Raw genomic sequence first — 25,639 nt, 5'->3', positions numbered from 1 at the left:
TCCGAGCGGCAGCCCCGCAGCGCCCCCGCCGGGCACATGATCGTCTGTGGGGACGACGCCCTCGCCCACCGCCTCGCGGGCGAACTGCACGAGGTGTACGGGGAACGGGTCACGCTCCTCGTCCCGGCACGGCCCGACGCGCCCCGCACGCCCGTCGCCCGCACAGGCCGCGCCCTCGCCCTCTTCGGACGGGTCACCGCCGCCGTCGCCCGCACCACCGTCCCCACCACGACCGGCGCGAGCACCGGAAGCGGTGACGGCGGCGACCCCACCGGCACCCTGCGCGTCGTGGAAGCGGCAGAGGCCGACGACCGGGCCCTGACCGACGCGGGCGTGGAGCGGGCCGCCGCGCTCGCCCTCGTCCACGAGGACGACGAGACCAACATCAGGGCCGCGCTCACCGCCCGCCGCCTCAACCCCGGACTCCGGCTGGTCATCCGGCTCTACAACCACAAGCTCGGCCAGCACCTCGAAACCCTCCTCGACCAGGCCGCCGCCGTCGCCGAACCGGGCCTCGACCCCGAGAAGCTCGACGCCGCCACCACCGTCCTCTCCGACGTCGACACCGCCGCCCCGGGACTCGCCGCCGCCGCCGTCGCGGGCACCAGCAAGGTGGTCCAGGCCGGCGGACTCCTCCTGCACGCCGTCGAGCGGCTGCCCGCCGCGGGCGAGGCCCCCGACCCCGGCCTCTGCACGCTCGCGCTGCTCTCCGCCACGGCCGGAGACCCGGCGGGCTGCGAGGGCTCCGAACGCAGCGGCGACGAAGGCCCGCGCCTGCTGCCCGACGACCGCACGGTCGCCGCCGCCACCGGCCGCGCCGCCGTCACCCTCGAAGCCGTCACCCCGGCGGGCCCCGCCCTGCCCACCGCCCGCCTCGCCGCCTCCGCACTGCCCGTCGCGTCCCTCTTCTCGCGGCGGCTCCGCTGGTCCCTGAGCGGCGCCGCCGCCGCGGTCCTCGCGCTGGCCCTCGCCTCCACCCTCACCACCGGCGACCACCCGCTGCACGCCGCCTATCTGACCCTCCTCGACATCTTCGCCATCGGAGACCCGGCCGTGGGGGAGCCGACCAGCCGTCAGGTGCTCCAGATCCTCGCCGGGTTCGTCGGACTGCTCCTGCTGCCGGTGATCGTCGCCGCCCTCCTCGAAGGACTCGGCACCTTCCGTACGGCGACCACCCTGCGGCGCCCACCCCGAGGGCTCTCCGGCCACGTCGTCCTCCTCGGCCTCGGCAAGGTCGGAACGCGGGTCCTCGCCCGGCTGCGCAGACTGAACATCCCCGTGGTGTGCGTCGAGTCCGACCCGGAGGCCCGGGGCGTCGCGGTCGCCCGCCGCCTGCGCGTCCCCACCGTCATCGGTGACGTCACGGAGGAGGGCGTCCTGGAGGCCGCCCGCATCCACCGGGCCCACGCGCTGCTCGCCCTCACCAGCGTCGACATCACCAACCTGGAAGCGGCGCTGTCCGCCCGCGCCGTCACCCCCGACCTCCGGGTCGTCCTGCGGCTGTACGACGACGACTTCGCTACCGCCGTCTTCCGCACCCTGCGCACGGCCCACCCCGGGGCCCTGACGCGCAGCCGCAGCGTCTCCCACCTCGCGGCCCCCGCCTTCGCGGGCGCCATGCTGGGCCGCCGGGTGCTGGGCGCGATCCCCGTCGAGCGCCGGGTCCTGCTCTTCGCCGCCGTGGACGTCGCGGACCATCCGCTGCTCGACGGCCTGACCGTGGCGGAGGCCTTCCGTGCGGGATCCTGGCGGGTCATCGCCCTGGACGGGTCGGGACCGGCGCCCGGAGCCCCTACCGGCCCGGGCGCCCGTACGGGGCCGGCTTCGCGTACGGGAGCGGGCGTGCGTACGGGACCGGCCTCGCGCTCGGGCGCCGCGGACGGACGCCAGGGCTGGCGTCTGGACCCCGAGCGGGTCCTCGGACCGGATGACCGGGTCGTCGTGGCCGCGACCCGCCGGGGCCTGGCCGAACTCCTGGGCCGGGGTGGGCCGGACGGCCGTACGGGCGAGGAGGGAACCTGGGAATCGCGGCGCGATCCGACCGGAGCCGACCGTAGGATCTGACCGCTCGAACGCCCCAGCGTGACGGCTCGACCGCGCTGCCGTGCACACCCCACCGCTCGCCCGCTCGGCAGCCCCACCGCTCGACCCCCGGCGGTCCCACCGTTCGACCCCTGGCGGTCCCACCACAAGCGCCCCACCACGACCGCCCCGGCCTCCCGGGCCCCCGGCCCCGTACCCCTCAGTCAGGAGTTCCTCCGTGAGCACACCGCACAGCGCCGCCCCCGGCCGGTCCCCGCACCGGCTGGACCCGGCGGGCGGCTGCCCGCACGCCGACAACGCCCGGCTGCTCGCCGAGGGCGCCGTCGCCCCGGTGGTCCTGCCCGGCGGGATCGAGGGCATGGCGGTACTCGGCCACGACGCCCTCCGCGACTTCCTCTCCCATCCCGAGGTCGCCAAGGGCCCCCAGCACTTCACTGCCCTCACCGAGGGCCGGATACCCGACGGCTGGCCCCTGCGCACCTTCGCCACCGTGCCGGGCATGACGACGGCGGACGGCGCCGACCACCGCCGGCTGCGGGCCCTGGTCAGCAGCGCCTTCACCGCCCGCCGGGTCGACGAACTCCGCCCCCGCGTCGAGGCCGTCACCGCCGCACTGCTCGACGGACTCGCCGAGGCCGCCGAAGCCGGCGACGGCGTCGCCGACCTGCGCCGGAACTACGCGCTGCCGCTGCCGCTCGGCGTCATCTGCGAACTCCTCGGCGTCGACCCGGCCCACCAGGACCGACTGCACCGGCTCTCCAGCCTCGTCGTCGCCACCGACACCGAGCCCGCACGCGCCGTCGCCGCCAACCGGGAACTCGTCGGACTCCTCGCCGCCATCGCCACCGAGAAGGCCGCCACCCCCGGCGACGACCTCACCAGCGCCCTCATCGCCGCCCGCGACGAGGGCGGCGACCGGCTCAGCCAGCCCGAGTTGATCGGCACCCTGCTCCTGATGATCATCGCGGGGCACGAGACCACCTTGAACCTGGTCACCAACGCGGTCCGGGCGCTCTGCGCCCACCGCGACCAGCTCGCCCTGGTCCAGGAGGGCCGGGCCGACTGGGCGGACGTGGTGGAGGAGACCCTCCGCTGGGACAGCCCGGTCAGCTACTTCCCGTTCCGCTACCCCACCCGGGACCTGACGGTCGACGGCACCCTGATCCCCCGGGGCACCCCCGTCCTGGCCGGATACTCGGCGGCCGGCCGGGACACCGAGGCCCACGGCCCGGACGCCGACCGCTTCGACCTCACCCGTACGACGACGGCGAAGCACCTCTCGCTCGGCCACGGGCCCCACTACTGCCTGGGCGCCCCGCTCGCCCGGCTGGAGGCGACCGTCGCCCTGGAGGCGCTCTTCACCCGCTTCCCGGACCTGGACCTGGCCGTCCCGGAGTCCGAGCTGACCCGCCACTCCGGCTTCGTGGGCAACAGCGTCCGGGCCCTCCCCGTCCGGCTGGGCCGCTGACGGACCGCGCGGGGCCCGCCGGTTCAGCCGGTGCGGCCCCACGCGGTCGAGGGGGAGTCCCGCAGGGACGAGACCAGCCGCAGCAGCCGGTCCTCGTTCCCCGCGAGGCCCGCCGCCCGGAGCGCCTCGTCCGCCTCGGCCATCGGACGGGTGAGCATCACCCCGGCGTACGGGGCGAGCTGGGGGTCGGTCAGCACGGCCCGGGTGGATTCGAGCAGCCGCAGGTACGCCTGGGCCGCCTTGCGTTCGATGGTGGTGATGGTGGTCATTGTCGGGCTCCCTCTCGACAGTTCGGCGCTCACCACCCTCTCGTACGGGTCTGACAACGGCGCTCAGGCCCGGTCGCCGGGCGGTTCCGCCAGCCGCTCCACCAGCCGTTCCAGGAACACCCGCTGACCCTCGACGAGCAGCGGAGCGGCCGTCTCCGGGGCGAACCAGCCCACCCGGTCGATCTCGGGGAACTCGCCCCGGACACCGGACCGCGGCGGCCATTCCATGGTGAAGGTGCCCGGCACGACGGCGGCCGGATCGAGGGTTCCCTCGACGGCCCAGACGGTGACGAGCTTCCCGCCGCGCTGCCGGGACTCGCCGAGCTCCAGCCACGCGCCCTCGGGCGCCGGAAGGCCCAGTTCCTCCTCGAACTCGCGGCGCGCGGCGGCCTCCGGCGTCTCGTCCGCCGTGTACTCGCCCTTGGGGATCGACCAGGCCGCCTGTTCGCGGGACGCCCAGAGGGGCCCGCCCATGTGACCGATGAGCACTTCGACGTCCCCGCCCGTCGTACGGCGGAAGACCAGGAGACCCGCGCTGCGTTTGTCCGACATGGACCCAGTCTGACCGAAGGACCACCCTCGGAGCCCGGCCCCACTCCGCCGGGCCCCGCACCGGAGTCCGGGGCGGACGCTGGACAGGTCATCGCGAGGCCGCCCGCCCCCCTCGTCTCACTCCTCCGCGCCGACCACCACCGGTCCGCCCGCGAGGTCCACTCCGCTCGACCAGCGGGGCGGGAGCCGCACCGACCGCCAGGGGGCGAGTGTGCCGTCCAGCCGCTCCCGCCGCAGCACGACACCGTCCTGGCCGACGGTCAGGAGGGGGCGTACGAGCCGCCGCTCGGGCCGCACCAGGAGGGGCACGGACACCGGGCCGAGGAGCCCGGGCGTCACCCACCGCAGCGGACCGGCCGTCTCGACCGGTACGCCGCGGGTGGGCCAGGGTCGTCCGTCGAGCAGGGCGAGCACGGCGTCCGCCGCCGCCCGGCCCTCGGCGGCGGCCACCGGCGCCGGTTCCCCGCCGTGCAGCAGGTTGCCGACCGCGAACACCCCGGGCTCGGCGGTGCGGAAGGCCCCGTCCGTCGCCGGTCCCCGGGTGCCGGGGACGAGCGGAAGCCCGTAGGCGCGGGCGAGTTCATGGTCCGGGATCCAGTCGCCGGTGAAGACGACGGTGTCGCACCGCAGGGTGGCCGTGCGGCCGTCCCCGGCCTGCACCGTGACCCCGGTGAGCCGACCGCGGCCGTGGAGTTCCGCCACGGCCGTGCCGACGAGCACCGGGACGGGCCCGAACGCGGCCCGGCGCACCCGGCCTTCGGCGACGACCGCCACCACCTCGACGCCCGCCGCGCGCAGCGTCCGTACGGCGTTCCGGGCCACGGGCTCGCCGCCGACGACCACCGCCCGCTTCCCGACGGGCTCCCGCCACCTACGGGACGGGGCGGTCAGCCGCTGGAGTTCGCCGGAGGTCAGCACCCCCGCGGGCCGCGAGCCCGGCACGAGCCGTGCGCTGCGGGGACGTTCGCGGGCCCCGGTCGCGAGGACCACCGCGCGCGCCCGGACGCGTTCGAGGCCGCTGGGGGCGGTGAGGTCCAGAGTGAGCGGCCCGGCCCAGCCGGTGGCCGACACGCCGGTGCGTACGGTCGCCCCTGCCCGTAGCGCCGCCCGCACGGCGCGCCGCGCGTAGGCCGGTCCGTCCAGGGGGCCGCCCAGGGCGTCCGCGCCGAACCCGGGGCGGGCGCAGTGCCGGGGGACCCCGCCCGCCGCCCGCTCCCGCTCCAGTACTTCGACGCGGCCGGCGCCGGCCGCCGCGAGACGGGTGGCCGCCGCCAGCCCGGCGGGTCCGGCGCCCACGACGAGCACGTCCACCGTTCGGTTCACGCTGCCCCTTCCCGTACGCGCGGAGCGACGGCATCCCGGTTCACCGGGCACCCTCCCCGTACTCCTCGAACAGCGCGCGTACCTCGGCGCCGCAGTGGTTGCCCTGGCACCGGCCGCCACGCGCGCGCGTCCTGCGGCGCAGTCCGTCGAGACCGCCCGGCGGGATCGTGGAGGCGAGGGCGGCCCGGATCTCTCCCCGGGTGACCCGCTCGCAGTGGCAGACGATCTCCCCGAACTCCGGGTCGCGGGCGATCAGCCGGGCGTCCCGGTACGGGCGGGGGAAGGCCTCTCCGAGGTTCGGCATCCGGACCCGGGCCGGCGGTCGTTCGGGGCCCGGGTCGAGCCCGCAGTCGGCGAGCAGTCCGCGTACGTGCTCGGCGATGGCCAGGGAGGCGGTGAGCCCGGTGGAGCGGATTCCGCCCACCGTGACGTACCGGAGTGCGGGGTGGGCCGCGATCCGGTAGTCCTCCTGGCCGGTGGCGGCCCGCAGCCCGGCGTAGACCGCGGTCACCTCCTCGTCGAGCAGGGCGGGCAGGATCCGGCCGCCCTGCTCGCGGAGGCCTGCGAGCCCTTCCGCCGTGGTGCCGGTGGCGGTCTTGTCGGTGAGGTCCTCGGCCGTGGGGCCGAGCATGACGTTGCCGTACACCGTCGGCGCGACGAGGACCCCCTTGCCGAGCGGCCCCGGCACGGGAAGCAGGATGTGCCGTACGAGGTCGCGGGCGAACTTGTCGAAGACCAGGAGCTGGCCCCGGCGCGGGGTGACGGTGAAGTCCTCGCGGCCGACGAGCGCGTCGAACGCGTCGGCGTGCAGCCCGCAGGCGTTCACGAGGTGACGCGCCCGCAGCACCCCGCGCCGGGTGACGAGCCGGTGGTACGGATCGCCCGGACGGACCTTCTCCACCCGGCAGTCGAGATGCAGGTCCACCCCGGAGCGGACGGCCTGGGTGGCGTAGGCGAGGGTGGTCGTCCACGGGCAGATCACCGCCTCGCCCGGCACTTCGAGCGCGGCGAGCGCGCCGGGACCCAAGTGCGGTTCCCGCGACCGGAGTTCGGCGGCGGTGAGCATGCGGGTGGCGTGATGCCCGTTGCGTGCGGCCTTCTCGGCGAGGCGGGGGAGGGCGGCGCGCTGCTGCTCGTCCCAGGCGACGAGCAGGGCGCCCACCGGTTCCACGGGGATGCCGGTCTCCCGCGCGTACGCGGAGAGCAGCCGGTGTCCCTCACGGACGAGGCGGGCCTCCAGGGTGCCGGGGGTGGCGTCGAAACCGGTGTGCAGGATGGCGGTGTTGGCCTTCGACGTACCGTCGCCGACGTCGTTCGCCGCATCCACGAGCGCGACCCTCAGCGGGTGGCGGGCCAGTGTGCGGGCGATGGCGGAGCCGACGACGCCCGCGCCGACGACCACCACGTCGTACTCCGCCCCTGAACCCACCGGGAGGGGACCCGTACGGCTGACGCTCATCCGGCCCCACCGGAACCCGAGCCGCCCGCCGCCCCTGCTCCCGCCCCCGTCCGGTCCACCACCGCCGACACCTCCGCCCGGAACCGGGCGAGACGGGCCTCCGCCTCGTCGGCCGAGATCCGGGGTTCGTACACGGCCGAGGGCTTCCACACGGGTACGGCCTCACGGAGCGTGAGTCCCGGTTCGTGGCCCAGCCGGGCCACCGCGCCCACCCCCAGCGCCGTCGCGTCGGGCGACGAGGAGACCTCGACGGGGAGTTGCAGCAGATCGGCCTGGGCCTGCATGAGCAGGGCCGACCGGGTGAGCCCGCCGTCGGCGCGCAGCGAGGTGAGCGGCGCGCCCCGGTCCGCGGCGACGGCCGCGGCGAGGTCCACGACCTGGGCGGCGATGCCCTCGCACAGGGCGCGGACGAGATGGCCCCGGGTGGTGTCCAGGCCGAGGCCGCCGATCGAGCCGCGTACGTCTCCCCGCCACCAGGGCGCGGCGAGCCCGGCGAGCGCGGGAACGAAGGTGACCCCGCCGGTGTCGGGCACCCCGCCGCCGACGGCGTCGATGTCCTCCGCCCCGGAGATGACGCCGAGGTCGGTGAGCCACCGTACGGCCGAGGCGACCGTGTACACCTGCCCGTCGAGACAGTGGGCGACCCGGCCGCGCAGCCGCCAGGCGACGCAGCCGACGAGTCCCGAGGTCGCGCGGTGGGGCTCGGGGCCGGTCTGCGCGAGGAGGAAGGCGCCCGTGCCGTAGGTGCACTTGGCCGCGGCGGGGTCGTCGGCGCTCTGCGCGAGCAGTGCCGCCTGCTGGTCGACCAGGAGGCCGGTGAGGGGGAGCGGCGGGCCGAAGGCGTGCGTGGTGCCGACCGGGGTGTCGCAGTCCACGACTTGGGGGAGCCGTTCGCCGCCCAGGCCGTACAGATCGAGCGCGGTCCCCGACCACGCGACCGTGTCCAGGTCGAGGAGCCCGGTCCGTCCCGCGGTGGCCGCGTCGGTGACGAAGGCGCCCGTGAGCCGGTGGACGAGCCAGGCGTCGCTGGTCGTGACCACGCCCGAGCCGGTGGCGTGGCGGCGGATCCAGGCCATCTTGGGAGCGGCGAAGTACGGGTCCACCGGAAGTCCGGTGATGTGCCTCAACTGCTCGGCGTGGCCGTCGAGTTCGGCGCAGATCGGGGCCGCTCTGCGGTCCTGCCAGACGAGCGCGTCCGTGAGCGGTTCGCCGGTGGCCGGGTCCCAGGCGAGGACGGTCTCGCCCTGGTTGGCGAGGCCGACGGCCACGACCGGGGTGCCCGCCTCGGCGAGCGCCGCGCGCCCGGCGGTGACCACGGAGTCGTACAGCTCACGCGGGTCGACCTCGACCAGGCCTCCCGGCAGATAGCGGGGCCGTACCGGGGCCGTGCCGCTGCCGATGACTCCGCGCTCGGGGCAGAGGACGAGCGCCTTGGTGCCCGAGGTGCCCTGGTCGACGGCGAGTACCGGGCCGCCCGTCATCGTGCCGCTCCTGTCGCCGGGGTCGCTCGGTGATCATCCGGTCACCGAAAAGGGTCAGGGTGCCGTCGTGACGGGTCTTCGTCAAGCCCTGGCGCGGGACCCCGTCAGGTTCCAGCGACCTACCTGACGGTAAGTCAAATTCGGTCGTTGGCTTAATAGTTACTGTCCCAAAAGAAAGTGGACCGGTCGAGTCCAGAGCCCTCTATAGTGATCGCCGATCAACGGCCGGGACGCCCGCCGGGGGACTGACCACCCCCTCCATCCACCGAGGACCCATGTCACCCACACCACCACCCACCCCCTGATGGCCGGACACGGCTTCCGCCCCGTCTACCATCCCGCGGGCCACGACCACGCCCTGCGCAACGTCCTCCAGGACTTACGCACCGGCCGCTGGGTGGCCATGGCCCGGCTCCTCGACGAGACCTCGGACTGGGACGGCTGGACCCGCCGTACCCAGGTCCTCGCCGCCGTCGCCGCCGGCACCGACGTCGTCCACATCTGGCGCGCCGAACAGCCCGACAGCCAGGCCGCCGCCGTGATGCACAGCCGCGTCAGCGTGGAGCGCGCCGTACGCGCCCACCGCGCCGGCCACCCCCGGACCCGGGAACTCTGGCAGGAGGCCTGGACCGCCTGCCGCGACGCCGCGGACCGGTCCCCCGAGGACCCCGTGCCGTGGGTGGGCCTGATCGCCCTCGCCGCTCTCGACGGGCGCCAGCGCATGGCCGAGCACCGGCTCACCCCGCCCGCCCCGATGCTGCCGCCCGGACCCTGGGGCCTGCTCGCGGAGGCGGAGAAGCGCGACCCGTACAACCGCGAGGCGCACCACCGCATGCTCCAGTTCGTCTACGCCCGGCGCCCGGGACCGCTCTCCGAGGCCGTCAACTACTCCCACTGGGCGGCCTCCTCCGCCCCCCTCGGCTCCGCCCTGCACGCCCTCCCGCTCTACGTACGCGTCGAGCGCTACCGGCGCGAGCGCGGCCAGGAGCGCGCCCTCGACCTCCACTGGGTGGCCGAGGACGCCGTACGCGACGCCCGCCGCGCCCTGGACACCTGGTTCCTCTTCACCGCCACCGACGACGCCTCGCTGCTCGACCTCAACCATCTCGCGCACGCCCTCTACGGCGCCCTCCGCTTCGCCGACGCCGCCCGCGTCTTCGAGGCGCTCGGCCCGTACTACACCACCCTGCCGTGGGCGTACCGGACGCCCGATCCGGACGACCGCGCCCTGGCCGAAGAGGTCTTCCTGCGCGCCCGAGCCCGCTGCCTCAGCGGCTGACGGCCGCCCCGGCCTCACCAGCCCGTCTCGCCCGCCCCGCTCCTACGCCCCACCTGACCCACCCGCCCCGCTCCGTACGCCCGTCCCCCACCTCAGCCCGTCCCGTCCCCGGAGGAACCCCGCTCATGTCCCGCGCCGACGCTCCCGCCGACCCGATACGCACACCACCGCCCGCCCAGGACGAGGAGGCGAGACTCAGAGAGCTGGGCTACCAGCCCGTCCTCGCCCGCCGCATGGGCGGCTTCGGCAACTTCGCGATCAGCTTCTCGGTCATCTCCGTCCTCTCCGGCTGCATGACCCTCTACGGCTTCGGCATGGGCACCGGCGGCCCCGCCGTCATGCTCTGGGGCTGGGCCGGCGTCGGGCTGTTCGTGCTGTGCGTCGGTCTCGCCCTCGCCGAGGTCACCAGCGCCTACCCGACCTCCGGCGCCCTCTACTACATGGCCGACCGGCTCGGCGGCCGTCGCTGGGGCTGGTACACCGGTTGGCTCAATCTGCTCGGTCTGCTCGGCGCCATCGCCGGCATCGACTACGGCGCCGCCCTCTTCACCGGAGCGTTCCTCAACCTCCAGTGGGGCTTCGAGCCCACCGCGGGATCCACCTTCCTGATCTTCCTGGCGATCCTGCTGCTCCACGCCGTCCTGAACCTCTTCGGCGTCCGCCTGGTCAGCGTGCTCAACTCGATCAGCGTCTGGTGGCACCTGGCCGGTGTGGCGATCATCGTCGGCGCCCTCGCGTTCGTCCCCGACCGGCACCAGTCCGTCGAGTTCGTCTTCACCGAGTTCGTCAACGACACCGGATGGGCCAACCCGTTCTACGTCGCCGCCATCGGTCTGCTCCTCGCCCAGTACACCTTCTCCGGCTACGACGCCTCGGCCCACCTCTCCGAGGAGACCTCCAACGCCTCCGTCACCGCCGCCAAGGGCATCGTGCGGGCCATCTGGGTCTCCTGGATCGCCGGATTCGCCCTGCTCGCCGGGCTGAGCTTCGCCATCCAGGACTACGCCGCCACGCAGAACAGCGCCACCGGGGTCCCGCCCGCCCAGATCCTCCTGGACGCGCTCGGCTCCGGCGGCGCCACCGCCCTGCTCCTCGTCGTGATCGTCGCCCAGCTCTTCTGCGGCAACGCCGAGGTCGCCGCCGCCAGCCGGATGGTCTTCGCCTTCAGCCGCGACAACGCCCTTCCCGGCTCGGCGATCTGGCGGAAGGTCAGCGGACGCACCCAGACCCCGGTCCCCGCCGTCTGGCTGGCGGTGGGCATCGCCGCGCTGCTCGCCGTCCCCTCGCTGTACTCGGCCACCGCCTACGGCGCCGTCACCGCGATCAACGTCATCGGCATCACGCCCGCCTACGCCATCCCGATCTACCTGCGGCTGCGCGCCGGGAACCGGTTCACCCCCGGCCCGTGGAGCCTGGGCCGCTGGAGCAAGCCCATCGGCTGGACCGCCGTCGTCTGGGTGGCGCTGGTGACCGTGCTGTTCTGTCTTCCGCAGAAGTCGCCGGTGACGGTCGATACCATGAACTACGCCGTGATCGCGCTGGCCGTCGTCCTCGTCCTCGCCAGCGTCTGGTGGTACGTCGCCCGCCGCTCGTACGGCACCCCGACGGCGTACGGCAACGCCCGCGAGGAGGCGGAGATCGCCGAGGGCATCGTCTGACGCCGGACCCGGCTCCTGTCCCCTTACCGGACAGGAGCCGGAGACACCGTCAGGCGCTGAACTCGTACGTCCAGGCCGCCGACCGGGCCGAGAAGTCGATGTCCGTGATCTCCAGGGCGTGGCCGTGCTGGTCGCTCACCACCCGGTGGACGACCAGCCGGGCCGCGCCGCCGGCCGTCGTCGTGGTCGGCCCGGGCGGCACGCCCACCGACTCCCGGTGGGTGATCCGCAGCCCCGCCTGGTGCATCCAGTGGTAGAGCAGCCGCAGGTCCGGCTGCTGACGGCAGTCCCGCCCCCGCCGGTAGCGCGACAGCTGCGGGATCTCGGCCAGCGCGGGCCGGGAGAACCACGACACCGCCCGCTGGAGCGCGGCGCCCTGCGGTCCGAGCACCGTGTGCCGGTGCACGAGGGTCGGTTCGCCCGGGGTGAGCAGGAGGCGCGGCGCCAGCGGAGCGGGCGGCGGCTCCCAGGTGAGGGAGGCCCGGACGAGCGCCTCCGCCGCGCGCGGGCCGCCGGGGAAGGTCGGCCGGCCGGCCGTCGGAACCGGGACGACGGGCTCGCCCCCGGCTCCGCCCGCCTCGGCCGGGGCGGCGAACGTGCCGCGCCGGTCGGTGACCACCAGCCGTTCGTCCCGCAGGAGTTGGAGTGCGCTGCGCACGGTCTGCCGGTTGACGTGGTGGCACTGGGACAGGGATCGTTCCGAAGGGAGCCGGCTGCCGGGGGAGATGCGCCGGTCGGCGAGGTCCTCGCGCAGTGCGGCGGCGACCCGGAGATAGAGCGGCGCGTCCGCCGCCGCCTCGGAATCGGGCTCGGCCATGATCAAACCCTCTCTTCGCTCAGCGTGACCGCAAGGGTCGGATGGGTGATCAATTCCTATCATTGGTCTAAACCATTTAGCTAGGCCGGTCGGGCAGAGTGGCCGAAACGGTCGTGGCCGCTTGTAATGAGGGGGCAGGTGACGGGTACCGGACCGCGTCGGCGGGAAAGGCGGGTGAGGCCGGATGACGACACCGTCGGAGCGCGCCGCGCGGGGCAAGGCGGCCCGCAAGAAGGTTCCCCGGTCCTCCCACGGCCGCTGGATACCCAGCTCCCAGCGCCCCGACCCCATCGACGTCCTGGAACGCCAGTCCCTCGACCGGCTCCCCGACCTCGTCCCCCTCCGGTACGCCCGGATGGCGGCCTCCCCCTTCGCCTTCCTGCGCGGTGCCGCCGCCGTCATGGCCGCCGACCTCGCCGCCCAGGGCCACACCGGACTCACCGTCCAGCTCTGCGGCGACGCCCACCTCCTGAACTTCGGGGTGTACGCCTCACCCGAACGGGCGCTCCTCTTCGACGTCAACGACTTCGACGAGACGCTCCCCGGGCCCTTCGAATGGGATGTGAAACGGCTCGCCGCCAGCGTCACCGCCGCCGCCCTCCAGAACGGCAGCACCAAGGCCAAGGCCCACCGCGCCGCCCTCGTCGCCACCGAGTCGTACCGCACCCAGATGCGCCACCTCGCCGGCCTCGGCGAACTCACCGTCTGGTACGAGCGCATCGCCGCCGACGACCTCGTCCCGCTCGTCCGCCGCGGCGACCGCGCCCGCTTCACCGACCGGCTCGCCCGCGCCCGCCGCCGCACCAGCCTCCAGGCCCTCGGCAAGCTCACCGAGGCCGACGCGACCGGCGCCCGGCACATCGTCGACGACCCGCCGCTCCTCGAACGGACCACGGACATCGACCGGGTCACCATCGGCAAGATCTTCAGCGACTACCGCAGCTCCCTCGCCGAGGAGCGCCGCGTCCTGCTCGACCGCTACCGCTTCCGCGACGCCGCCCGCAAGGTCGTCGGCGTCGGCAGCGTCGGCACCCGCTGCTTCGTCATCCTCCTCGAAGGGCGCGACGAGGGGGACCCGCTCATCCTCCAGGTCAAGGAGGCGGGCCCCTCCGTCCTTGAGCCGTACCTGGCGCCGAGCGCCCACTCCCACCAGGGGCGCCGCGTCGTGTCCGGCCAGCGCCTCACCCAGGCCGCCAGCGACATCTTCCTCGGCTGGATGACCGGACCCGAGCAACGGCACTTCTACTGGCGCCAGCTGCGCGACATGAAGGGCTCGGCCGAGGTCGAGACCATGTCACCGTCGCTGCTGCGGGAGTACGCACGGCTCTGCGGCCGGGCCCTGGCCCGCGCGCACGCCCGCTCGGGCGACCGCATCGCCATCGCGTCCTACCTCGGCGGGTCCGATGTCTTCGACCGGGCGATCGCCGACTTCGCGCTCACCTACGCGGGCCAGAACGCCGACGACTACGCGGCGCTCGGCGCGGCGATAGCGGCGGGGATGGTGACGGCGGCGCCGGGTACGTGACGGGGACGGCGGGGGTGGACGGCGCGGCCCCCGCCAGTATCCCGCCCACCCCCAATGCCCTACGCCCTACGCCTCACCCCTCGCGGCGCAGAGGTGGCTCCACCGGTGTCTCGGCCACCGGCCCGAAGAGCACCGCCCGGGCGACCGAGGGGGCGAAGACGCCGGTCAGCGGGGCGGTCAGGTTCAGCGCCGCGCGGAAGGGCGTGCCCACGACGGGATCGCCGGCGGACCGCGCCTGCACCCGGCGCAGGTACCAGCCGACGACCTTGTCCAGCGGAGCCGGCTTTACGGCGTCGCCCGTAGCGCCGGGCATCTTCTTGTCGGCTCCGGCCGAGATGTCCCAGGCCGGCTTCGAGGCGTCGAGCAGTGCGCGCTGCACCACGCGGGTGGTCGGGGTGCGCCTGGGGTCGGCGAGCGCCCGGCGGAGCGCGACGGCGCTGAGCGCGGCGACGGCCATGCCCTGTCCGTAGATGGGGTTGAAGGCGCACAGGGCGTCGCCGGTGGCGAGGAATCCGGCCGGACGGCGGCCCGGACGGTCGTAGCGGCGACGGATGTTGGCGGTCCGGCGGAATCCGTACACGGGGGACTCCGGCTCGGCCCGGGCGAGCCAGTCGCTGATCACCGGGTGCGGCAGCCGCTTCGCGTACTCCTCGAACGCGCCGTCCTCGCTGGGGGGCTCGTCGCCGCGCAGCCCGGAGAGGGTGACGAGATGGCGCCCGTCGCCGAGGGGCAGGACGACTCCGCCGTACACCTGGGTGGGGTTGGGGACGACGTAGTAGCCGCGCGCGTCGGTGTCGGTGTCCTGCGCGGTGGTGCGGTACACGCGGGTGCCGTACGCCAGACCGGTGTCGAGAGTCTCCTCGTGCGGGGCCTCGGCGCCGATGCCCGCAAGCCAGTCGGCGGCCTTCGTCGACCGCCCGGAGGCGTCGACGACCAGATCGGCGGCGAGGGTACGGGTCTCCTTGCCGGCCCCCGCGCCGCGCTCCCGCAGCCGAACGCCGCGCACGCGCGCGGAGTCGCCGGTCAGGCCCACGGTCTCGGTGCCGTCGACCAGCTCGATCCGGGGATCGGCGAGCACGCGCTGCCGCACCAGCCACTCCAGCTGCGGGCGGGGACCGGTGTAGAAGTGGGCGGTCGCGGGCGTACGCCGGAACCACTGGCCGTCCTGCCACTGGACCATGTCCTCGGGGACGCCCACCTTGGGCGCGCCGAGCTCCCGCAGCTCCTGTATGAAGCCGGGAAGCAGTTCGTCGAGCGCCTGCTGCCCGCCGGCGATGAGCACATGCAGGTGCCGCCCCTGCGGAACGCCGGGCCGCGTCTCCGGCCCCTCGGGGAAGCGGTCGCGCTCGACGACCGTCACCTTCTCCGCGTGCTCGGCCAGCACCCGAGCGGCCAGCATCCCGGCGAGACTTCCCCCGATGACCACCGCGTGACGTGTCACCCGGCGGCCCAAGTCGTCGTCCATACCCGCCCCTTCGCGTAGTGGAACTCCAACGACCCAGTATCCACAAGGGCACGAACCACGGCCCGCCACCGCCGCGCGGTTTCGGCCACCGGGTGCACGGCATAGGGTGACGGACATGGCATGTGCACGTTCGAGCGGACCCGCGGGCTTCGGGTAGCCCGCCAGGACATCCCTGGCGGTGCCCTCCGACGGAGTCCCATGGGTCTGGACCCGCCCGAGCGGGCTCTGGCTCTTCTGCGCGGACGAGAAGTTGCCGCATGCTCGACCACGCGGCGATGGGCACGATGGCCATCCTCCGTGTCCGGTGACCATCTCAGGGCGCCGTTTCGGTCAGCGGCCCGCGAGGAGTGACGCGGCCACCGCCGCCCCGGGTGCGGCGGTGAGCCCGGCCAGGGCCCAGGCGACCCACACCCGCCCTGGCCGGGTGGACGCGGCTGCTCGCGGCGTGTGGCGCAGCGCCGCCCAGCGTCGGGCTTCTTCCCGCTGTTCGCGTGCGTACTGAGCCCGGCCGCGGATGGCCAGGGCTCCTGACACCGCCGCTCCCACCCCCACCACAACGCCTATGAGCGCCCAGTGCGCCGACGTCAGCAGCAGGGGGACGACGAGCGCCGCGGCAGCCCAGCCGGTGAGGCAGGCCACGGCTGCCGTTCGGAGGGATGCGGGGCGGTCTGCGCCGGCGCGGATGTCAGTGATCGCGGGGATGTACCAGACGCACCCGGAGGCGGTCGCGGCCCCGATGCCCAGGGCGAGCACGGCCGCGGTCATCGGTGGCTCACCGCCTCGTCCGGCTTGTTCTGGAGGTGGTCGAGGGCGGCGATCTCCGGGTGGTGCAGGTCGAAGGCCGGGGATTCGGAGCGGATCCGAGGCAGGGCGACGAAGTTGTGCCGCGGCGGCGGGCAGGAGGTGGCCCACTCCAGCGAACGGCCGTAGCCCCACGGGTCGTCGACCTCGACCTTCTTGCCGTACTTGGCGGTCTTCCAGACGTTGTAGAAGAACGGCAGGAAGGCGAGACCAAGGAGGAAGGAACCGATGGTGGAGACCGTGTTCAGGGCGGTGAAGCCATCGGCGTCGAGGTAGTCCGCGTACCGGCGCGGCATGCCCTCGGCACCCAGCCAGTGCTGGACGAGGAAGGTAGCGTGGAAGCCCACCGTGAGGGTCCAGAAGGTGATCTTGCCCAGCCGTTCGTCGAGCATCTTGCCCGTGAACTTCGGCCACCAGAAATGGAAGCCGGCGAACATCGCGTACACGACCGTGCCGAACAGCGTGTAATGGAAGTGCGCGACGACGAAGTACGAGTCGGAGACGTGGAAGTCCATCGGCGGCGAGGCCAGGATGACGCCGGTCAGACCGCCGAAGGTGAAGGTCATGAGAAAGCCGGTGGCCCAGAGCATCGGGGTCTCGAAGGACAGGGACCCCTTCCACATCGTTCCGATCCAGTTGAAGAACTTCACGCCCGTCGGTACGGCGATGAGGAACGTCATGAAGGAGAAGAACGGCAGGAGCACGCCACCGGTGACGTACATGTGGTGCGCCCACACGGTCACGGACAGACCGGCGATCGCGATGGTCGCGGCCACCAGACCGATGTAACCGAACATCGGCTTGCGGCTGAAGACCGGGATGACCTCGGAGATGATGCCGAAGAACGGCAGGGCCAGAATGTAGACCTCGGGGTGGCCGAAGAACCAGAAGAGGTGCTGCCACAGCAGCGCGCCACCGTTCGCCGCGTCGAAGACGTGCGAGCCGAACTTCCGGTCGCATTCGAGGGCGAAGAGCGCCGCGGCGAGAACCGGGAAGACCATCAGCACGAGCAAGGACGTGAGCAGCACGTTCCAGACGAAGATCGGCATCCGGAACATCGTCATCCCCGGGGCGCGCATGCAGAGGATCGTGGTGATGAAGTTGACCGCGCCCGCGATCGACCCGAAACCGGAGAGCGCGACACCCATGATCCACAGGTCGGCGCCCAGGCCGGGCGAGTGGATGGCGTCGGAGAGCGGCGCGTAGAGGAACCAGCCGAAGTCCGCGGCCCCACCGGGGGTGAGGAAGCCCCCGGCGGCGATCAGCGAGCCGAACAGGTAGAGCCAGTAGGCCAGCATGTTCAGCCGGGGGAAGGCCACGTCGGGCGCGCCGATCTGCAGCGGCATGATCCAGTTCGCGAAGCCGGTGAAGAGCGGCATGGCGAAGAGCAGCAGCATGATCGAGCCGTGCATGGTGAACGCCTGGTTGAACTGCTCGTTCGACATGATCTGCGTGCCGGGGCGCGCCAGCTCGGCGCGCATCATCAGGGCCATGACACCCCCGATGACGAAGAAGAACAGCGCGGAACAGAGATAGAGCGTCCCGATCTGCTTGTGATCGGTCGTCGTCAGCCATGACACCCACGTGGGCCGTCCGCTGCCCTCACCGGCGGTCGGGGCCAGGAGCGAAGGCTCACTGGACTTCACCTGAATACTGCGTGCCTCGTCCACCGGACGGAGACCTCCACTTCCGCTCGCGTTTCGAACGGCTGGGAAGGGCCGTGTACGGGGGATGCCTCGGCCCTTCCCGGCCGCCCGCCCATGCTGCTGGCCGGCTCCCGGACCCGGGCAGGGCCCAGCGGTACCCGGAGCCGGCGCCGTGGCAGGGCCGAACGGCCCCGGCCGTTCGTGCTCCCGCCGCTCCTCGTAGGCTGCGACGGTCCCCCGGGGACACCCCCTGGTCGGCCCGCCGCCGTCCGGACGTTCGCCACACGAGACGAGAGCAGACGGCAGACATGTCCGACACCACACCGAGGCCGCATCCACCCTGGCCCCGGCTCGACGTCCCCGAGCGGATACACGGCCTGCTCGCCGCGGTCATGGACCTCGGCCGCGACCTCGAACTCCCGCAGGTGCTGCGGAGCATCGTCGAGGCCGCGGTCAGTCTCACCGACGCCCGGTACGGGGCGCTCGGCGTGGTCGACGACGGGCAGAAGCTGTCGCAGTTCCTGCCGGTGGGCATGGCCGAGGACCTGGTCGCGCGGATCGGCACGGCGCCGTGCGGGCACGGCATCCTCGGCGAACTGATCCACAACCCGATGCCGCTGCGGCTCGACGACCTCACCCGGCATCCCAGCAGCTTCGGGTTCCCGGCGCATCATCCGCCGATGCGGACTTTCCTCGGGGCACCGATCCGGGTCCGCGACGAGGTCTTCGGCAACATCTACCTGACCGAGAAGCGGAGCGGCGGAGCGTTCGACGCCGACGACGAGGCGGTCCTCACCACACTGTCGACGGCGGCGGGCGTGGCCATCGACAACGCCCGGCTCTACCACGACAGCCAGCGCCGGGAGCGCCGCCTCGAAGCGCTCGGCGAGATCACCCGCGAGCTGCTCGCCGGCACGGAAACGGACGTGGTCCTCCAGCTCATCACCCAGCGCGCCATGGAGGTCGCCGACGCCGACCAGGCCGCGATCCTGCTCCCGACCGGCTCGGGGCTGGAGCTGTCGGTCCGGGTGACGTACGGAGACTCTGCCGCGGCAGTCGACGGGGCCAGGCTCCCGGCGACCGGCTCGCTCGCGGGTCTCGCGGCCCACACCCGGCGTACGGTCGTGTCGGCGGACGTCCGTGCCGATCCCCGAGGCCGCGCACTCGAGGCCACCGTGCCCGCCCACGGCCCGGTGGTCGCTGTGCCTCTTCCCCTCGACGACGCCGTGTGCGGGGCTCTGCGCCTGAGCCGACGCGCAGGGACGCCCACCTTCGACACCAACGAGACGCTCTTGATCAGCGGTTTCGCCGATCAGGCGGCGATCGCCCTCGAACTCGCCCGGCGGCGGGCCGAGTCCGAGGAGCTCGCCGTGCTCCACGACCGCGACCGCATCGCACGCGACCTGCACGACGTCGCGATCCAGCGGCTCTTCGCCACGGGAATGACGCTGCAGAGCGCGACCCGGACGATCGGGGACGCCGGTGCCGCGGAGCGGGTCGCGCGAGCGGTGGACGATCTCGACGCCACCATCCAGATCATCCGCTCCACGATTCTTCAGCTACGCACGGCCGACGACGACCGCGGCGGTCCCGCGCTACGCCGACGACTCGCCGAGACTGTCCAACTGGCCTCTCAGCACCTGGGGTTCATGCCCTCGCTGCGGATCTCGGGCCCGGTCGACAGCACCGTCTCCGGCGCGCTGGCCGAACACGTGCTGGCGGTGGTGGCAGAGGCCCTGAGCAATACCGCACGACACGCGCGGGCGAGCCATGCCGGCGTGGAACTCTCCATCCCCGACGCGGCCGACCGACTGGTCCTGACGGTCACGGACGACGGGGTCGGCCTGGGGCGGGCCCGCCCGACCGGCGGGCTGCTCAACATGGGCTCGCGCGCGGAGCAGTGCCGGGGAAGTCTTCGTCTCGACGCGTCCGGAGAGCATGGTGCGAGGATCACCTGGAGCGCCCCGCTGTCCGCGAACTGACAGCCCGCTCACCAGGGTTCACCGACCGCGTCCCGGGGCGTCCCGGAGCCGTTCGGCGATCATCGCCGCCTGAAGCCGGCGCCCCACCCCCAGCTTGCCGAGGATGGACGACACGCGGTTCTTCACCGTCTTCTCGGCGAGGAACAGCCGATCGGCGATCTGGCGATTCGTCAGGCCGAGCCCGATCAGATCGAGGATCTCCAGCTCGCGGGGTGAGAGCCGGTCGAGTTCTCCGGGCACGACCGCCTCGGGCTCCGGCTTGGGCTCCCGTATCCGGGCCATCACACGGCTCGTCAGCCGGGGGTCGAGGAGCGACGTGCCCGTCGCGACCGCGCGGACGGCGGCCACCAGGTCCGAGCCGCCGATCTGCTTGAGAACGTATCCCGCCGCGCCCGCCATGATGGCGTCGAACAGGGCCTCGTCGTCGTCGAACGAGGTCAGCATCAGGCAGGCCAGCTCCGGCAGCTCCGCACGGAGTTCGCGGCACACCTCCACGCCCTCGTGATCGCCGCCGGTCGCGGTGCCGAGGCGTACGTCGAGCACGGCCACGTCCGGCCGTGCCGCGGGCACCCGGGCGAGCGCCTCCCGGGCACTGGCCGCCTCGCCGACCACCACGATGTCGGGCTCGGCTTCGAGCAGATCGCGCACTCCCCGGCGCACGACCTCGTGGTCGTCGAGCAGGAAGACCCGCACGGACATGCCGGAGGGGTCGGCGGAAGCGGTGGGATGTCCGGCGGTCAGCACGTTGTCACCAAGAACTCCAGGGCAGGGGCGAGACGGCCACGCGCGAGGGCGGTGGCCTTCGGGCCGGTCCACTGCCCGGCCCCGGGCGAAACGAGCGCCAGTATGACAACACCGGCTCCGGGCCCTTCGGCCCCGGGTCCATGGGGCCGAACGGCCCTATCCGGCACGTCCGTCCCCGTGTTCGACTCGCCTCCGCGACCTGGGGTGCCGGCCCCGGCGCGGCCCGGCCGTCCCCCAGGCCCCGGGCCCGGCACACCCAGGCCGCGCCAGTACCCCCCTGACCGGTCTCACAGCAGGCGGCTCCAGTAGTCCCAGAAACGTGTGGCGATCAGCATCACGATGCTGCCGCACCACACGACCGGTACAGCCCAGTGGAACTCCACCGCCCCGGCGACCAGGAGCCTCGGCGCGCGCAGGACGCCGTGCTTCAGGTTGTGCACCGTCGTGTACCAGAACATGACGACGGTCGCCGCCCAGGCCAGACAGCACCACAGGCACAGGGCGCCGATCTCGTACAGGGCCTGGCTCATCAGCCACATGCAGAAGCCCGCCCCCAGCAGCGCACCGAAGTTGAGCCCGAGCCAGAACCAGCGCCGGTAGCGGGCCCCGGCCAGCGCGCCGACGCCGATCGCGACGACGACGCCATAGGCGACGAGGCCGAGCATCGGGTTCGGGAACCCGAACACCTCCGCTTGCTCGCTGCGCATCACGCTGCCGCAGGAGATCACCGGGCTGAGGTTGCAGGACGGGATGAAGCCGGGGTCCTGAAGGATCAGGAACTTGTCCAGGGTGATCACCCATGAGGCGAGCAGCCCGAGCCCGCCGGTGATCACCAGGAGCCACGCGAAGGCACACGTGGCTCCGGTCCTGCGGTCGGCCGGGAGGGTCTCCCCGGAGGTGGCGCGGTCATGCAGAACGCTGGTCATCGTCGCTCTTTCGTGCGGCAGGCGGGTCGGGCGGCGGGGACCGAAGGGGCTGTCGCCCCGCGAACCGCCCCGACCGGCCACACCACCTCCACCCTCACCCCGTGCGCCCTCGCGTAGGCCACCATGTGCGCGGTGGCGTCCCGCCCGTTGGTCGGGGACCCGTCCCAGACCGCCAGCAGCAGGTCGCTCCGGGCGACCAGCGCCTCGTCGGCGCGCACGCGGGAGTCACGGTCCGCGGGGTCATAGGCCAGCAGGCGGACCTCCTCCGCGAGCGCCATCAGCTCACGGGCCGGCTCCAGGTCGCGCGGCGGCAGCGGTGCCGGCACGGCACCCCGCGCGGGCAGGACCGCGACGAGCTGTCGACCCGACGCCCGCACAGCGCGGGCGAAGGGCACCGACGCTCCCGATCCGACGCGAACCAGACCGGGCGCGGGATCGGCGTACCGCTCCAGGCGTACGCGCAGCTCTCGCTCCACCATGGCCGACGTGTCCGGGGGCAGCTCCTCGTGTCCCACCACCGCGATCATGTCTCTCCTCACCTTCCCGCCCGCCGGGCACTCGTCGGCTGTCGCTCCGTGGGACCTGTGAGGTCCGCCGCTCAGTGAACAGTCACCTGCGGCCGGGGTGACAGGGGCCGAACGGCCCTTCCCGGCCGCGCCCACGTGACCTGTACTGAGGCCGTCGGAGCCCCACGGCCCCTACTCGCGCACCGCGCGACCCCACCGAAGCCCCCAGGCAGGCACCCGTGCACAAGGAAGCAGTCCCCGACCTCGCCGACCCCCACCGGGCCGACTCCGCGGCGGAGCCGAGGCGACGCATGGTCGAGCTGGACAGCGACGAGGCGCTGCGGCTCCTCTCCGAAGTGTCGCTCGGTCGCATCGTCTTCACCCAGCGGGCGCTCCCCGCCATCCGCCCCGTCAACCACCTTGTGGACGGCGGCGACATCATCATCCGCACCCACGAGGGCGCGGCGCTGGCCCGGCACGCCCAGCAGGCCGGTCCCAGCGGTGTCGTCGTCGCCTACGAGGCCGACGACATCGATCTCGCGACCCGCCTCGGCTGGAGCGTCGTCGTCACCGGCTACTGCCAGCTGATCACCGACCTCGAAGAGGCCGCCCGGTACCGGGCGGCACTCCACCCGTGGACCGACCAGCACTTGGACTACGTCGTCCGCGTGCATCCGGACCTCGTCACGGGCATCCGACTCGTCGCCGCCGACTGACACCGCTCCGCCGGGCGCTCCGGTCCCCGCAGGGCCGGAGCCCCTCCTCATGGGGCCGACCGCGTCACGCGGTCCGCGGTGCGGGAGAGAAGACGGTTGCACCCCGTTCCGCACACGGCCGGGGGCCCCACGGCTCACCGTGCCCGCGCCTCACGCGGCGCCCGCCACCTCCTCGGCCGCGCGCCGCCCGGCCAGGGGCGACGGAGGGCCGCGCCCCGGCCCGTCCGAGGCCCGGGCCCGGGCCCGTGCCACGTGCACGGGCCCGGTGGACGTTCAGGCGCGTGAACTCGCCCCGGCCGCACGACGGGCGAGGAGCGCGGCGCGGCGTTCGTCGAACCGGGCGGCCTGGGTGTCCAGATCGCCGAGGAACACGCCGAGCTCGTCCTGGGCCTTGAGGCCGTCGGGACCCAGGCCGGAGATGTCCATGACCTTGAGGTGGCGCAGTACCGGCTGGAGCACGTCGTCGTGATGGACTCGCAGGTTGTAGACGCCGCCGACGGCGATCCGTACCGCCGCCCGCTCGAAGCCGGGCATGCCGTGACCGGGCATGCGGAAGCCGGTGACCACATCGGCGACGGCCCGCATCGCCTGGTCCGGGGCGAGTTCCAGGGCGGCCTTGAGGAGGTTGCGGTAGAAGACCATGTGGAGGTTCTCGTCCCTGGCGACCTGGGCCAGCATGCGGTCGCAGACCGGGTCACCGGACAGGTGGCCGGTGTTGCGGTGCGAGATGCGGGTGGCCAGTTCCTGGAAGGCGACGTAGGCCACGGTGTGCAAGGGCGAGTGCCGGTTGTCCGAGACGAAGCCCGCGCTCATGTGGGTCATCCGGGCCCGTTCGAGGGCGGCCGGGTCCACGGCCCGCGTGGCGAGGAGGTAGTCGCGCAGCACGATGGAGTGCCGGGCCTCCTCAGCGGTCCAGCGGTGCACCCACGTACCCCAGGCGCCGTCACGGCCGAACAGGGTGGCGATCTCGTGGTGGTAGCTGGGCAGGTTGTCCTCGGTCAACAGGTTCACCACCAGCGCGACGCGGCCGACCTCGGTGAGCGTGGACTGCTCCGGTGACCAGGCTTCGCCGCCCAGCGGTCCATCGAAGTCCCGGCCCTGGCTCCACGGCACGTACTCGTGCGGCATCCAATCCTTGAACACGCTCAGATGCCGGTTGAGTTCGCGCTCCACCACCTCCTCCAACGCGACGAGGAGTTCGGCGTCGGTCCAGGTGAGACGGGCAGGGGGCATGGGCGGGGCTCCAGCTCTCGGTGCGGCGCGAAACCTACGGGTGCGTAGGTCGGTCACCGTAGGCGGACAGGAGCGGGCACCGGCTAGGGCCGTTCGGCCCTGGGAACCAGGGCCTATAGGGCACTTCACCCCGATGTGATACTGGCGTGCCATTTCGGCTCTGCAATACGTTCATACTCATTTCCGACAGGATTCGCGCCAATGCCGTGCCCACCCCGTCCGCTCCGACTTCTCCGATTCCCGCGTCCACCGCACCTCGCTCCGTACGCCTTCGCCGCTTGCGTCCTGGCCCGCACGAGTCCCGCGTCCGGCGCCTGTGCGAGGGACCTCTGATGACGCCGACACCTGGTGCGGGGACCTGTGAGGCGACCCCGCTGCACGAGGACTATCACGCCCTGCTGGCGCGGCACGAGGCGATGCGGCTGCGCCGTAGCCTGCTGGCGCCCGCACGGCAGTCCGGGGCGGGCGAAGCCGATCCGCTCGGCACCGCGGGCGCGTACGACGGCGCGTACGACCAGACCGTCATCCTGCGGGATCTCCATCTGGTCACGCCTTTCGACGAGTTGATCACCCACCTCTATGCGGCGATGTTCGAGCGGCGCCCCTACCTGCGGTCACTGTTCCCCGAATCGATGGAGTTCCAGCAGGCCCATCTCGCCAGGATCTTCCAGTACTTGATCGACCATCTGCACCGGCCCGCCGACATCGCCGTCACCCTGCGCCAGTTGGGCGGCGACCACCGCAAACTCGGCGTCCGGGCAGCGCACTTCGAAACGTTCGAGCAGGCGCTCCGCGAGGGGCTGCACCGCCGCGCAGGCGTGTGGTGGAGCCCCGAGCTCGAAGGAGCCTGGCTGCGGATGGTGCGGTTCGCCGTCGCGGCCATGGTCGACGGCGCCGAGGCGGCGATGACCGAACCGCTGTACTGGAACGGCGTCGTGAGCGCGCACGAGCTCCGCCGCCCCGATCTCGCCGTGCTCCGCGTCCGCACGGCCGAGCCCTACCCCTACAAGGCCGGGCAGTACGCCGCCGTGGAGTCACCGCTGCTCCCGCGGACCTGGCGGCGCTACTCCCTGGCCCGCGCACCCCGGCCCGGCGCGGAGCTGGAGTTCCACGTGCGGCACACCGCCCCGGGCGGCCTGAGCGAGGCCCTGGTCAAGCACACCCGCGTCGGCGACACCCTGCGCCTGGGCCCGGCCCGCGGCCGGATGACGACCGACGACGACAGAGCCCGCGACGTCCTGCTCGTGGCCGGCGGCACCGGATGGGCGCCTCTCAGAGCCCTGCTGGAAGACCTGGCCGACCACCGCGAGCCGGGCCGCGCTGTCCATCTGTTCCTCGGCGCCCGCCACCGTGCCGACCTGTACGACATGCCGGCCGTGACCGTGCTGGAGCGGCGGTGTCCCTGGCTGCGCGTGATCCCCGTGATCGGGCAGGGACCCGGGGCCGGACACGAAGCGACGATGGCTGAGGCCGTGGCCCGGCACGGCCTCTGGCAGCGGCACGTGGCCTGCCTGGGTGGCCCGCCCGCCATGGTCGGTGCCGTGACGGACGTCCTGGCCGCCACGGGTGTGCCCGCCGAGCGGATCCGCCACGACCCGGTCAGCGCGGGCGGGACCGAACCCATACAGCACGGAGAGTGGGCAGAAGCGGCCTCGTAGACGGCGCGAGTGACTCAGGTCACCAGGGCCTGTCGTCAGACTCCCGCCTGCCCCACGACGCCCGGTACGGCGAGAGCACGCACCGGAC

The 25,639-nt window shown here is 73.3% G+C and carries 21 protein-coding genes; 8 read left to right on the top strand and 13 right to left on the bottom strand.

Annotated features, from left to right (window positions below):
- Nucleotides 1–36: 36 nt before the first annotated feature.
- Nucleotides 37–2,064: a potassium channel family protein gene (locus V4Y03_RS02100; RefSeq protein ID WP_332437088.1), complete on the top strand. Its 2,028-nt coding sequence runs from the start codon at nt 37–39 to the stop codon at nt 2,062–2,064.
- Nucleotides 2,065–2,260: 196 nt separating this feature from the next.
- Nucleotides 2,261–3,511, top strand: a complete 1,251-nt coding sequence (locus V4Y03_RS02095) for a cytochrome P450 family protein (protein ID WP_332433783.1) — start codon at nt 2,261–2,263, stop codon at nt 3,509–3,511.
- A 23-nt stretch (nt 3,512–3,534) separates the two neighbouring features.
- Here V4Y03_RS02095 and V4Y03_RS02090 read toward each other — a convergent pair whose 3' ends face one another.
- The 5 genes from V4Y03_RS02090 to V4Y03_RS02070 form a co-directional block, all read right to left on the bottom strand.
- Nucleotides 3,535–3,780: a hypothetical protein gene (locus V4Y03_RS02090; RefSeq protein ID WP_317878544.1), complete on the bottom strand. Its 246-nt coding sequence runs from the start codon at nt 3,778–3,780 to the stop codon at nt 3,535–3,537.
- Between the two features lie 63 nt (nt 3,781–3,843).
- Complete coding sequence (locus V4Y03_RS02085; RefSeq protein WP_332433781.1) at nt 3,844–4,332, bottom strand: NUDIX domain-containing protein; 489 nt, start codon at nt 4,330–4,332, stop codon at nt 3,844–3,846.
- Between the two features lie 117 nt (nt 4,333–4,449).
- Entirely contained in the window at nt 4,450–5,655 is a 1,206-nt protein-coding gene (locus V4Y03_RS02080) for an FAD-dependent oxidoreductase (protein ID WP_332433780.1), read from the bottom strand.
- Nucleotides 5,656–5,695: 40 nt separating this feature from the next.
- On the bottom strand, nt 5,696–7,114 hold the full coding sequence (locus V4Y03_RS02075) for an FAD-dependent oxidoreductase (RefSeq protein WP_332433779.1): 1,419 nt from the start codon (nt 7,112–7,114) through the stop codon (nt 5,696–5,698).
- A complete protein-coding gene (locus V4Y03_RS02070; RefSeq protein ID WP_332433777.1) occupies nt 7,111–8,595 on the bottom strand; it encodes an FGGY family carbohydrate kinase in 1,485 nt (494 codons plus the stop codon). The genes V4Y03_RS02075 and V4Y03_RS02070 overlap by 4 nt, the downstream gene beginning before the upstream one ends.
- A 304-nt stretch (nt 8,596–8,899) precedes the next feature.
- Here V4Y03_RS02070 and V4Y03_RS02065 point away from each other — a divergent pair, with 304 nt between their 5' ends.
- Both V4Y03_RS02065 and V4Y03_RS02060 read left to right on the top strand, forming a co-directional pair.
- Nucleotides 8,900–9,874, top strand: coding sequence for a hypothetical protein (locus tag V4Y03_RS02065; RefSeq protein ID WP_317875742.1), 975 nt, complete (start codon nt 8,900–8,902; stop codon nt 9,872–9,874).
- A gap of 125 nt (nt 9,875–9,999) precedes the next feature.
- Nucleotides 10,000–11,532, top strand: a complete 1,533-nt coding sequence (locus V4Y03_RS02060) for an amino acid permease (RefSeq protein WP_317875743.1) — start codon at nt 10,000–10,002, stop codon at nt 11,530–11,532.
- Between the two features lie 49 nt (nt 11,533–11,581).
- On the opposite strand, the gene V4Y03_RS02055 is transcribed toward V4Y03_RS02060, so the two are convergent.
- A complete protein-coding gene (locus V4Y03_RS02055; protein ID WP_332433776.1) occupies nt 11,582–12,349 on the bottom strand; it encodes a GntR family transcriptional regulator in 768 nt (255 codons plus the stop codon).
- A gap of 184 nt (nt 12,350–12,533) precedes the next feature.
- Between V4Y03_RS02055 and V4Y03_RS02050 the strand changes: the two genes are divergently transcribed.
- The gene (locus V4Y03_RS02050) at nt 12,534–13,874 is read left to right on the top strand and encodes a DUF2252 domain-containing protein (protein WP_332433775.1); all 1,341 of its coding nucleotides are present in this window, start codon (nt 12,534–12,536) and stop codon (nt 13,872–13,874) included.
- Nucleotides 13,875–13,947: 73 nt separating this feature from the next.
- Here V4Y03_RS02050 and V4Y03_RS02045 read toward each other — a convergent pair whose 3' ends face one another.
- From V4Y03_RS02045 to ctaD, 3 genes are all read right to left on the bottom strand, one after another.
- A complete protein-coding gene (locus tag V4Y03_RS02045; RefSeq protein ID WP_332433774.1) occupies nt 13,948–15,339 on the bottom strand; it encodes an FAD-dependent oxidoreductase in 1,392 nt (463 codons plus the stop codon).
- Between the two features lie 330 nt (nt 15,340–15,669).
- Entirely contained in the window at nt 15,670–16,104 is a 435-nt protein-coding gene (locus V4Y03_RS02040) for a hypothetical protein (protein ID WP_332433773.1), read from the bottom strand.
- A complete protein-coding gene (gene ctaD, locus V4Y03_RS02035; RefSeq protein WP_443079713.1) occupies nt 16,101–17,810 on the bottom strand; it encodes an aa3-type cytochrome oxidase subunit I in 1,710 nt (569 codons plus the stop codon). Before ctaD ends, V4Y03_RS02040 begins: the two co-directional genes overlap by 4 nt.
- A 284-nt stretch (nt 17,811–18,094) precedes the next feature.
- On the opposite strand from ctaD, the gene V4Y03_RS02030 reads away from it, so the two are divergent.
- A complete protein-coding gene (locus tag V4Y03_RS02030; protein WP_317876844.1) occupies nt 18,095–19,768 on the top strand; it encodes a sensor histidine kinase in 1,674 nt (557 codons plus the stop codon).
- Between the two features lie 18 nt (nt 19,769–19,786).
- Here V4Y03_RS02030 and V4Y03_RS02025 read toward each other — a convergent pair whose 3' ends face one another.
- From V4Y03_RS02025 to V4Y03_RS02015, 3 genes are all read right to left on the bottom strand, one after another.
- Nucleotides 19,787–20,467, bottom strand: coding sequence for a response regulator transcription factor (locus V4Y03_RS02025; RefSeq protein ID WP_317876845.1), 681 nt, complete (start codon nt 20,465–20,467; stop codon nt 19,787–19,789).
- 332 nt (nt 20,468–20,799) lie between these two features.
- Nucleotides 20,800–21,438, bottom strand: a complete 639-nt coding sequence (locus V4Y03_RS02020) for a vitamin K epoxide reductase family protein (RefSeq protein ID WP_317876846.1) — start codon at nt 21,436–21,438, stop codon at nt 20,800–20,802.
- Entirely contained in the window at nt 21,435–21,965 is a 531-nt protein-coding gene (locus V4Y03_RS02015; protein ID WP_332433771.1) for a hypothetical protein, read from the bottom strand. Before V4Y03_RS02015 ends, V4Y03_RS02020 begins: the two co-directional genes overlap by 4 nt.
- A 290-nt stretch (nt 21,966–22,255) precedes the next feature.
- Here V4Y03_RS02015 and V4Y03_RS02010 point away from each other — a divergent pair, with 290 nt between their 5' ends.
- Entirely contained in the window at nt 22,256–22,660 is a 405-nt protein-coding gene (locus V4Y03_RS02010) for a pyridoxamine 5'-phosphate oxidase family protein (protein ID WP_332437086.1), read from the top strand.
- A 273-nt stretch (nt 22,661–22,933) separates the two neighbouring features.
- Here V4Y03_RS02010 and V4Y03_RS02005 read toward each other — a convergent pair whose 3' ends face one another.
- Nucleotides 22,934–23,893 carry an acyl-ACP desaturase gene (locus V4Y03_RS02005; protein WP_332433770.1) on the bottom strand — a complete coding sequence of 320 codons (960 nt, stop codon included), beginning with the start codon at nt 23,891–23,893 and terminating at the stop codon, nt 22,934–22,936.
- A 332-nt stretch (nt 23,894–24,225) separates the two neighbouring features.
- Between V4Y03_RS02005 and V4Y03_RS02000 the strand changes: the two genes are divergently transcribed.
- Complete coding sequence (locus V4Y03_RS02000) at nt 24,226–25,551, top strand: globin domain-containing protein (protein WP_332433769.1); 1,326 nt, start codon at nt 24,226–24,228, stop codon at nt 25,549–25,551.
- Nucleotides 25,552–25,639 lie beyond the last annotated feature (88 nt).

This window comes from Streptomyces sp. P9-A4, from assembly GCF_036634195.1.
Lineage (GTDB): Bacteria > Actinomycetota > Actinomycetes > Streptomycetales > Streptomycetaceae > Streptomyces.
Note: the sequence above shows the minus strand (reverse complement) of the source record. Positions and strands in the feature narration are given on the sequence as shown.

Coding starts and splice junctions, on each gene's coding strand:
- V4Y03_RS02065 (WP_317875742.1), top strand. CDS start 8,900: ATGGCCGGACACGGCTTCCGCCCCGTCTACCATCCCGCGGGCCACGAC.
- V4Y03_RS02075 (WP_332433779.1), bottom strand. CDS start 7,114: ATGAGCGTCAGCCGTACGGGTCCCCTCCCGGTGGGTTCAGGGGCGGAG.
- V4Y03_RS02090 (WP_317878544.1), bottom strand. CDS start 3,780: ATGACCACCATCACCACCATCGAACGCAAGGCGGCCCAGGCGTACCTG.
- V4Y03_RS02100 (WP_332437088.1), top strand. CDS start 37: ATGATCGTCTGTGGGGACGACGCCCTCGCCCACCGCCTCGCGGGCGAA.
- V4Y03_RS02005 (WP_332433770.1), bottom strand. CDS start 23,893: ATGCCCCCTGCCCGTCTCACCTGGACCGACGCCGAACTCCTCGTCGCG.
- V4Y03_RS02060 (WP_317875743.1), top strand. CDS start 10,000: ATGTCCCGCGCCGACGCTCCCGCCGACCCGATACGCACACCACCGCCC.
- V4Y03_RS02010 (WP_332437086.1), top strand. CDS start 22,256: ATGGTCGAGCTGGACAGCGACGAGGCGCTGCGGCTCCTCTCCGAAGTG.
- V4Y03_RS02050 (WP_332433775.1), top strand. CDS start 12,534: ATGACGACACCGTCGGAGCGCGCCGCGCGGGGCAAGGCGGCCCGCAAG.
- V4Y03_RS02000 (WP_332433769.1), top strand. CDS start 24,226: ATGACGCCGACACCTGGTGCGGGGACCTGTGAGGCGACCCCGCTGCAC.
- V4Y03_RS02020 (WP_317876846.1), bottom strand. CDS start 21,438: ATGACCAGCGTTCTGCATGACCGCGCCACCTCCGGGGAGACCCTCCCG.
- V4Y03_RS02025 (WP_317876845.1), bottom strand. CDS start 20,467: ATGTCCGTGCGGGTCTTCCTGCTCGACGACCACGAGGTCGTGCGCCGG.
- V4Y03_RS02015 (WP_332433771.1), bottom strand. CDS start 21,965: ATGATCGCGGTGGTGGGACACGAGGAGCTGCCCCCGGACACGTCGGCC.
- V4Y03_RS02070 (WP_332433777.1), bottom strand. CDS start 8,595: ATGACGGGCGGCCCGGTACTCGCCGTCGACCAGGGCACCTCGGGCACC.
- V4Y03_RS02045 (WP_332433774.1), bottom strand. CDS start 15,339: ATGGACGACGACTTGGGCCGCCGGGTGACACGTCACGCGGTGGTCATC.
- V4Y03_RS02040 (WP_332433773.1), bottom strand. CDS start 16,104: ATGACCGCGGCCGTGCTCGCCCTGGGCATCGGGGCCGCGACCGCCTCC.
- V4Y03_RS02055 (WP_332433776.1), bottom strand. CDS start 12,349: ATGGCCGAGCCCGATTCCGAGGCGGCGGCGGACGCGCCGCTCTATCTC.
- V4Y03_RS02085 (WP_332433781.1), bottom strand. CDS start 4,332: ATGTCGGACAAACGCAGCGCGGGTCTCCTGGTCTTCCGCCGTACGACG.
- V4Y03_RS02030 (WP_317876844.1), top strand. CDS start 18,095: ATGTCCGACACCACACCGAGGCCGCATCCACCCTGGCCCCGGCTCGAC.